The 432-nt window shown below is 57.4% G+C and carries 1 protein-coding gene; it reads right to left on the bottom strand.

All coding sequences use genetic code 11. The features are described 5' to 3' along the window. Nucleotides 1–432 (bottom strand): metallophosphoesterase (locus tag KW825_RS20290; RefSeq protein ID WP_218330240.1); only part of this gene is annotated, 432 nt, incomplete at both ends.

Raw genomic sequence — 432 nt, 5'->3', positions numbered from 1 at the left:
CCCCTGGACTGACGTCGCGCTGCGGCCGTCCGGATCCTGCTTGTTGCTGTTGAGCGCGAAGAAATGCACCGGCCCGATTTGGAAATCATAGTACCGCTCGTTGTCGGGCAGCGTAAAATAGTTCAAGTAATTGGAAAGATTGCCGTCATTGTATTCGTGATTGCCGATCGTCGGAAAGAAGCGGTTGATCGCGCTGCCGCTCCCGTATGAGCCTTGGTAGTTTCCGATGTAATCGTGGTATTGCTGGCCGATTGCATTGTCTATCAGCTGCGGCCCATAGACATTGTCTCCCACGGTCAAAACGAAATCGGCGTTCCAGCTGCGTATGAGGGCCGCGACCGCCTTTTCGCCATTAAGGCTGGTGTCGCCGAAGTCGCCGAGGACCGCGAAGCGGTACAGAACCTGCGGACCCGCCTGCGCAGGGACGGCGAC

Origin of the sequence: Aeromonas sp. sif2433 (assembly GCF_019218705.1) — a bacterium.
Taxonomy (GTDB): Bacteria; Pseudomonadota; Gammaproteobacteria; order Enterobacterales; family Aeromonadaceae; genus Aeromonas; species Aeromonas encheleia.
The sequence above is the reverse complement of the archived record's forward strand: the minus strand, read 5'-3'. Positions and strand labels throughout refer to the sequence as shown.